The following is a 9,164-nucleotide window of genomic DNA, read 5'->3' on the forward strand; positions in this document are numbered from 1 at the left end:
CCTCAAAGCAGTGCTTTGAGCAGCCTGCAGCTAGTTTCCTAGTTTGCTCTTTGATTTTCATTGAGTATAAAATAAGCAAATCAGCAAGAAACCCACGACAAGATAATCCTGACGCGGGTTGTAGTTTCAACAAATGTCAATTGACCTGACTAGCAATCTGTAAGAGTGCCTTTTCAAAAAGGAAACCTTTTTCATAGAGTCCTGTCTTAATCTGATAGTCTGTCTCAATCAAGTAGGAAATTACTTGCTTCAAAAAGCTCAAAGAAAGTCCTCTTGAATCTCTTAATGCAAACTTGATTTGATAAGGATTTGGGTTACGTCCCAGATAACTACCTAAACTACTTGCAATCTGCGATTCTGTTTGGCCAGACTCCGCCAAAATCTTCACCTGAGTAAAAGTCCGAAATTGTCCCAGCATGACTGCAATCAGTTTGATTTCATCTTCCCCTTGCAAGGTCAAGTCTCTCACCAAATCGCGCGCCTGATCCATCTTTTTAGTCAGAATAAACTGAGTTAAATCAAAAATATTGTCCTGCAAGGTCTTGGGAATTGCGTTAACAATATCCTCTTCCTCGATAACAGAATCCGCCTTATAGGACTGTAAAAATAGAAGATTTTTCTGGATTTCGCTAAATTGAAACCCCGACTTAATGAGGAGATTTTCAAAAGAATGATTGATAAACTGCAGACCTTGTTTCTGACTCCACTTTTGGAAATACTGGCGCAATTCTTGTTCTTTTACTTCTACTGCATCGAAGGCCTTGGCATCACGCTTAAGTAATTTGACTAACCGTCTTTTGCTATCCAGCTTTCCTTCTGCAAAGATTATCAACTTGGTTGTTGGAGAAGGATTGTCAAGGTATTCCTCAAATGACTTAAGCTCATCATCTGTCAAAAAGCGTTTCTTGGCTGTTGTGATATCTACAAAATGGTCTAATATCACGATTTTCTCATCCGCAAAGAAAGGAAGGCTGACCAACTCCAGTTCCACATCCTTGTAGACCACTTCTTTCATATCAAAGTAGGCAAAGTTGAGGTCAGCAGAATCATAGCCAATCTGTTTCAATACTTGACTCTTCATAACTTCAAACTGACCCTGATCTGTCCCTGTAAAAAGGCTCAGGCTAGGTAAATTTGATAAAGTCAACTTCTGACTCTCTTCAATGGCTAGCATCTTCTCTCCTTTCTTCTGATTTTTCGATTTAATTTAGTCAATATAGCGCAATTTCCCACGGAAATCTTCTAAGCTCTCGTATCCTTTTTCCGCCATGATTGCTTTTAGTTCATTGGTAATGCGGTCAAAGGCACCGACGCCTTCTTTGTGAAGGGTGGTTCCCACCTGCACCATACTCGCTCCACAGAGAATATGTTCAAAGGCATCACGACCAGTCAACACGCCACCTGTTCCAATGATTTGGATCTGGGGATTTAAGCGTTGATAAAAGGCGTGAACATTAGCTAAAGCAGTTGGTTTAATATACTCTCCACCAATCCCCCCAAAACCATTTTTAGGACGGATAACGACAGACTCATCTTCTATATAAAGGCCGTTTCCGATAGAGTTGACGCAGTTGACAAACTTGAGCGGATACTTGTTGAAAATAGCTGCCGCTTGGTCAAAGTGAACAATATCAAAATATGGTGGCAATTTAATTCCAAGAGGTTTGGTGAAGTAGGCAAACACCTCTGCCAAAATCCGGTCTGTTGTCTCAAAATCATAGGCAATCTGAGGTTTACCTGGAACATTTGGACAGGAAAGATTTAGCTCAGTCAGACCACGAAAATCACTCTCTTGGACTTTTTTCAAGATAGTATGGGTTTCCTCTGGAGACATTCCAACCAGAGATAAGAAGAAAGTTCGGTTTGGCTCTTTTTCCTGTAAATCCAAAAGATAATCCAAATAATAGTCTAAGCCCTTATTTGGCAAGCCCATAGAATTGATAGAACCAAGTGGGACATCTTGATAGCGTGGCTCAGGATTTCCCTGACGAAAGTCCAAGGTTGCTGTCTTAGTAACAAAGGTTCCTGCCGCTGAGTTTTTGACCTCTTCTAACTCCTCTATCGTCATACAAGCCACACCTGCTGCATTCATCAAGCAATTGTCAAACTCAAAACCAGCAATTTGTGTTTTCGTTGATACCATGATTCTAATCCTCCAGATTCTTTTTATTGCTAATATTATACCATAATTTTAATTCTAGGTTTACTAGATTCTGTGGTTCTATCTATTTATTCGGAAAAGAAAGTCTAGTGCAGAAGTCATGCTATGGAAACAGCTAGTGTATTGGAAGTTTGAACAAGGCTTGGGTAACAGACTTTTGAATGAAGTCCAAGCAACAAGGAGAAATCTCAACCTTTATCATTTTTAACGAAATACATGTAAATCTCTACTTTCGCAAAATGGATTTTCAGAACAGTATCCCAGCATAGTTAAAAACTATAAAAAAGAGAGGAAGTTCCCCTCTTAAAATCCTATTTGACTGCTTCTTTTAAAGAATCTACCTTGTCCAAACGTTCCCATGGGAGGTCAATATCTGTACGTCCCATGTGTCCATAAGCTGCTGTTTGACGGTAGATTGGACGCTTGAGGTCCAGCATTTGGATTATCCCTGCAGGACGAAGATCAAATATTTGACGAGCTGCTTTTTCAAGCTTGCTTTCAGCTACTGTTCCTGTACCAAAGGTATCGATACGAACAGAGACGGGTTGAGCAACACCGATAGCATAGGCCAATTGCACTTCTGCTTTCTTAGCAAGACCTGCTGCAACGATATTCTTGGCAATATAGCGAGCCGCATATGACGCAGAACGGTCTACCTTAGTCGCATCTTTACCAGAGAAAGCACCACCACCGTGACGAGAGTAGCCACCATAAGTATCTACGATAATCTTACGACCAGTCAAACCTGAGTCCCCTTGAGGTCCACCGATTACAAAACGACCAGTAGGATTGATGAAGAATTTTGTTTGCTCATCCAAGTAGGAAGCTGGAATAACCTCTTTGATAACCTTGTTAATGACATCATTGTGAATTTGTTCGTTGCTGACTTCTGGATCGTGCTGAGTTGAAATAACAACTGTGTCCACACGTACTGGACGGTCATTTTCATCATACTCAACCGTAACTTGTGATTTAGCATCTGGGCGAAGATAGCTAATTTCCCCAGATTTACGAAGTTCTGCCAGACGACGAACCAATTTATGACTGAGTGAGATTGGCAATGGCATGAGCTCTTCTATTTCATCCACTGCAAATCCAAACATGAGCCCTTGGTCTCCAGCACCGATCAAATCAAGTGGATCTTGGTCTGCATTTCCACGAACCTCCAAGGCTTCGTTAACACCTTGGGCAATATCTGGTGACTGCTCAACAAGTGACGGATGAACTCCCACTGTCTCAGCAGAAAAACCATATTCTGTATTGGTATAACCAATCTCTGCAATGGTATCACGAACCACACGGTTAATATCCACATAGGCATTTGTAGAAATTTCACCAAAAACGTGGACGGAACCAGTATAGACAGCTGTCTCAGCAGCAACGTGCGCCTCTGGATCCTCTGCTAAAATAGCATCCAAAATCGCATCTGAAATTTGGTCTGCAATCTTATCTGGATGCCCCTCAGATACAGATTCAGACGTGAATAATTTACGTTCTGACATAAAAATGTCCCCCCTTAAAAATAGTGTTATAGAGTTACAAAGTACTGGTAGGTATTTTCATTTTCTAAGAGTTACGACGCGAAAGAAATAAAAACGACACTCTTTTATTTCTGAAACTAGTAAGGCGCATAGGGTGACTGCCCTATAGCGGCAACCGTAAAATGACGAGCGACTTTGGAGCCGTCAGTCTTTGCGAGTTACGACGCGAAAGAAATAAAAACAATACTTTTTTATTTCTGAAACTAGTAAGGCGCATAGGTTGACCGCCTTATAGCGGCAACCGTAGAATGACGAGCGACTACTTTGGAGCCGTCAGTCTTTGCGAGTTGCAACTCGCAAGAAAAAATAGAAATACCTACCATCTTATCGGGACTATATAACTTTATCATTATACCATTTTTAAACACAATTTGCAGTCTTTAATGTAGTGTTTCGGTTTAGATAGTTCGTTCTCATAAAGCAAAAAGTTGGAGCTCAGTACTCCAACAATTACTATTAAAATGTTTGGCGTTTTGCTTTACGCTCTGCACGACCTCGAGCGCGATTTTCTGCACGCTTGGTCTTACGGCGCTTTTCATCAACCGCCCATTGAATTTTCTTCTTATAACCCGGTTTGACTTTTTTCTTTTTCTTTTTAACCAGACCAATCATCTCAATATCAAGCTTATCTTGCTTCTTCTCACGATTAGCACGACGATCACGGTCATAGGTATCTTGAAATTCCCCGTCTTTGACCATCTTAGGAGTAAACTTGATTCCCAATTTCTCCAACTCACGGATATCCGAGTCATCGCTTGGTTGATAAAGGGTAATGGCTGTGCCTGGTAGGCCATTGCGTCCGGTACGACCAACACGGTGCACGAAGAAGGATAAGTCTTGCGGAATGGCATCATTGACGACATGGCTAACACCTTCAATGTCAATCCCACGCGCTGCCAAGTCTGTTGCGACAATATACTCAAAATCCAGATTTTTCACCTGATTCATGATACGCTTGCGCTCACGAGGGGCAATATCTCCATGAATTTTCGCTACCTTCAAGCCTTGAGCAGTCAGGTAAGAATGCAATTCATCAGCACGCGTTTTAGTGTTAACAAAAATCATTGCCAAATAAGGCTGCATCAACTGAGTCAACTGGTAAATTTGAGCATTCTTATCACGTCCCTTGGTCGAAATCAACCAATTATCAATGGTATCAGAAATGACCGTCTTGGTCTTGATTTTCTCCATAACAGGATTTGACAAGTATTTTTTCAAGAATGGTTGCAATTTTTGTGGAATAGTCGCTGAGAAGACCATGAATTGCAGGTCTTTTGGAAGGCTGCCAGCAATCTTATCAACAGTTTCCAAGAATCCCATATCCAAGGTCATGTCTGCCTCATCAATCACAAAGGTCTTAGCCTTGTGAATAGCCAAATCACCGGATTTAACCAAGTCGTAAATACGGCCTGGTGTTCCAATAACAATATGAGGCTGATTGCTTGCCAATTTCTCAATCTGGCGAGCCTTATCCGTACCACCCACATAATTAACCACACGAACTTCCACGTCTGAGTGGGCTGCAATCTGACGAGCTGCTTGGTAAATTTGAGTAGCTAATTCACGACTCGGTGCAGTAATGACTGCTTGAACACTATCGCTGGTTTCATCTAATTGCTGAAAAATCGGCAATAGGAAAGTGTGAGTCTTACCCGAACCTGTTTTTGATTCTCCAACCAAATCTCGGCCTACCAAGACAATGGGAATCAACTTATCTTGTACCTCTGTTGGAGTTGTAAATTTCAACTCCTCCAAGGCTTCTCTAATATAGTTTTTAAATTGAAATTTCGTAAATGACATACTATCCTCGATTCTATCTATCTTATCAATTATACCACATTTTATTCCATTTCAGTAGTCTCACTTTATTAGGCTATTTCCAGTAACTTTTCTAGTCAGAAAAAGGCTGGAATTTGAGAATTCCAACCTCTTTTCATACTCAATGAAAATNNAAGGCGACGTTGACGTGGTTTGAATTTGATTTTCGAAGAGTATCAGTTATTATTTCCAGTTTAAAATAGCATTCAAGCCATAGTGATCACTCACTTGCGGACTATTGTTGCCATCAAATACGACATGTAAATTTTCTACCGCTAACTCCTTGCTAGTAAAAACATAGTCGATTCGAAGGGGTTCAGTGTTCCCTTTCCATCCATCTATTTCTGGTGGAACAGTATAGCTACCACTTTTCTCTTGAGCAACTTCAAATGCGTCTTGTAAGCCTAATGGACTAGCTAAAATAGCTTGGTAACCTTCCTGACCGGCTGGGTTGTTGAAATCTCCAGCTAGCAAAAGCGGCTTGTTCAATTCTTTCAAGACAGCCTCAAATCGTGCCCATTCTTCTTGGAAACCTTTATCCCACCAAGAAAGGTGGACACTTGCAACTGCAAGCTCCTGACCATCGACTACAGTTTCAGCCAAGGCAACACGGCGAGTATGATAGTCTGTTGGATCATCCACATCTGAAACCAAAATTTCTCTGGCTTCAATAGGTGTTTTAGACAAAATAGCCACACCTTCGTGGTAGCGGTCATAACCGATATGGTTATAGGCCCAAGTCCAGTAGTAATCTTTTCCTTGCTCAGACAACTTTTCAACCAAAAGTCTAACATAATGGTCTTGGTGAATAGGCTCAGCTGCTGGCAAAGCTTGATAAAGGTCATTAACCTCCACCTCTGGCGAAGTAATCTCCTGATTGATTTCTTGGAAACAAATCAAATCATAATCTTTATCAAGAATATCTTCAAGCAAGAGCTGGAATTTTTCCTCAGCTTCTTTTTCCATCCAGCTATGAGTATTGAGTGTTAAAAATTTCATGCTTTTCTCCCAAAACAAGAGGTTGGAAAACAGCTTCCAACCTCAAGTATATTACAATTCTACTTTAGCAACTGCTGTTTTAGCTGCAAGAGAACCTGTTTTTTCTAATTTAACTGATTTAATAGCTTCAGCATTTGTGAAGACAACCACTGTTGAAGTTTCACGACCTGCTGCACGGATAGCATCCAAGTCAGCTGTGACAAGAAGATCACCTGCTGCAACTTTTTGTCCTTCAGCTACATGAACAGTAAATGGTTTGCCTTCAAGACTTACTGTGTCCAAACCAATGTGAACAAGTACTTCAAGACCCGCTTCAGTCACAAGACCAAGAGCATGTTTTGTAGGGAAGATACTTGATACAGTACCTGAAACTGGAGATACAATGTTTCCATTTGCAGGTTCTACTGCAAATCCGTCACCCATCATTTTTTGAGCAAACACTGGATCTTTCACTTGTTCCAAGGCAACAACTTGACCGTCTGCTACTGAGTAAACTTCCTCTGTTACACCTTTGTAGTGTACAGTGTTTTGTTGTGCTTCAGTCATTTGACTTGGAAGAGTTTCAGGAATGATTTCACCTGAATCAAGGATATCTTGGATATCAGATTTCAATACGTCAGCTTTTGGTCCGTAGATAGCTTGAACCCCTTGTCCTTTCATGACAAGCCCCATAGCTCCTTCTGCTTTCCATTGCTCTGTATTTCCTACTTTATCTGCATCTTTAACAGTTACACGAAGACGAGTCATACATGCGTCAACATCAACGATGTTTGCACGTCCACCAAGAAGGTTGATAATATTTACAGCTTGAGAACCTGCTGCAACTTTCACTTCGCTGCTAGATTCTTCTGAACCTTCAGCAGTTTCGTAGTTTCCGTTACGCCCTGGAGTTGCGTAGTTGAATTTTTGAATCATGAAGTTTGCGATAAAGTACATGATTACAGCAAAGAGAACAGTTACCCAAATGAAGTTAATGATATCCATACCGATACCAGCACTGATTGCAATAGGTGTACGAGTCAAGAACTCGATTGAACCGAATGAGTGCATACGTAGGTTTACGACGTCAGCCATAGCGAAGGCAGCACCTTGAACAAGTGAGTAAACAAGATACATAGGTGTTGCGACGAACATGAACATGTATTCGATTGGTTCAGTAACCCCTGTCAAGAATGTTGCAAGAGCTGTCGCAATCATCATACCTTTGTATTTGTGTTTCTTGTCAGCATCAACATTACGGTAGATAGCCACAACCACACCCATCAAGATACCGAATGAACCGATCATTTGTCCAACTTTGAAACGAGCTGGATGTACTGTATCTAACAAGTGTTGGTATTGACTAGCATCAGTACCTTTAAGGTTTACAAGGTCTGTTACCCATGCAAGCCAAAGTGGATCTTGACCAAATACTTGGCTACCTTTTGCTGCACCAGTTAAGACATCATAAGTACCACCAAGAGCTGTGTAGTTCATTGGGATAGTCAACATGTGGTGAAGACCAAATGGCAAGAGCAAACGTTCCAATGTACCATACAAGAATGGTGCAAGGATTGGAGCAGTTTCTTGTGAGTTGGCAATCCAGATACCAAAGCTATTGATACCAGTTTGCACAAGTGGCCAGAAAGCTGAAAGTAGAATTGCAGCAATTACTGAACGAAGAATAACTACAAATGGTACAAAACGTTTTCCGTTAAAGAATGAAAGTGCATCAGGAAGCTTACGGAAGTTATAGTATTTATTGTAAGCAGTTGCTCCAATAAAACCAGAAATAATCCCTACGAATACACCCATGTTAAGTGCTGGAGCTTCCATAACACTAATGAAGTAATCAGCAACTTTGATTGATCCACCAAAGAGAGTTGTTACCATAGCTTCTGGATTCTTCAACATGTCTCCTGATACACCAAAGATTGTACCAGTGATACGGTTGATTAGGATAAAGGCAAGACCTGCCGCAAACGCACCACCAGCACGTTCCTTAGCCCAGCTTCCTCCAATAGCGAGGGCAAACAAGATATGAAGGTTAACGATAACCCCCCAACCGATTTGCTCTAGGACACCACCAGTAATAACGAGTGGAGCAAAGTTAGGGTTAATCATCACGATAGACTTACCGATTGAAATCATCAAACCAGCAGCCGGCATAACCGCGATAACCACCATCAAAGCCTTACCGAATTTTTGCCAAAATTCGAAAGACAAGACATTTTTGAATGTATCTTTCATCATTCAAATCTCCTTTATTTTTATTTAGGCAAACGTTTTACGAAAACGTTTGCACCTTTTATGATTTAATTATACCACTTTAATTTTTTTTGTAAAGGCTTTTATTCAAAAAAATCCTCTTTTTTCAAAAATTTTCTAGGTGCTAAATTTCAAGTTCAAATTAGCCATCAAGAATCTTCTCTGAGCAACTTCTTTATACTCTTCGAAAATCTCTTCAAACCACGTCAGCGTCGTCTTACCGTATATATGTGACTGACTTTCTACAACCTCAAATCAGTATTTTGAGCATCCTGTGGCGAGCTACCTAGTTTGCTCTTTGATTTCCATTGAGTATTAGAAGTCCCTTTTCAAAAACTCTTGTAGCAAAAAAGGAGATTTTACAACCTCCTCATAAAAATAATTATTTTACCTAAATC

At 40.6% G+C, this 9,164-nt stretch carries 6 protein-coding genes; all 6 read right to left on the reverse strand.

All coding sequences use genetic code 11. The annotated features are described in order from the left end of the window. Positions 1 to 136: 136 nt before the first annotated feature. The 6 genes from holA to HT723_RS08925 all read right to left on the reverse strand — a co-directional run bounded on the left by holA (position 137) and on the right by HT723_RS08925 (position 8,751). A complete protein-coding gene (holA, locus tag HT723_RS08900) occupies positions 137 to 1,174 on the reverse strand; it encodes a DNA polymerase III subunit delta (protein ID WP_172935056.1) in 1,038 nt (345 codons plus the stop codon). Between the two features lie 33 nt (positions 1,175 to 1,207). Next, complete coding sequence (locus tag HT723_RS08905; RefSeq protein ID WP_000255155.1) at positions 1,208 to 2,143, reverse strand: dihydroorotate oxidase; 936 nt, start codon at positions 2,141 to 2,143, stop codon at positions 1,208 to 1,210. Positions 2,144 to 2,472: 329 nt separating this feature from the next. After that, positions 2,473 to 3,663 carry a methionine adenosyltransferase gene (gene metK / locus HT723_RS08910; protein ID WP_172935057.1) on the reverse strand — a complete coding sequence of 397 codons (1,191 nt, stop codon included), beginning with the start codon at positions 3,661 to 3,663 and terminating at the stop codon, positions 2,473 to 2,475. Positions 3,664 to 4,158: 495 nt separating this feature from the next. Next, complete coding sequence (locus HT723_RS08915; protein ID WP_172935058.1) at positions 4,159 to 5,502, reverse strand: DEAD/DEAH box helicase; 1,344 nt, start codon at positions 5,500 to 5,502, stop codon at positions 4,159 to 4,161. 201 nt (positions 5,503 to 5,703) lie between these two features. Further along, positions 5,704 to 6,519: an endonuclease/exonuclease/phosphatase family protein gene (locus HT723_RS08920; RefSeq protein WP_172935059.1), complete on the reverse strand. Its 816-nt coding sequence runs from the start codon at positions 6,517 to 6,519 to the stop codon at positions 5,704 to 5,706. A gap of 51 nt (positions 6,520 to 6,570) precedes the next feature. Next, entirely contained in the window at positions 6,571 to 8,751 is a 2,181-nt protein-coding gene (locus HT723_RS08925) for a PTS transporter subunit IIBC (RefSeq protein WP_172935060.1), read from the reverse strand. Positions 8,752 to 9,164 lie beyond the last annotated feature (413 nt).

Source organism: Streptococcus sp. 2106 (assembly GCF_013277315.1).
Lineage (GTDB): Bacteria > Bacillota > Bacilli > Lactobacillales > Streptococcaceae > Streptococcus > Streptococcus pseudopneumoniae.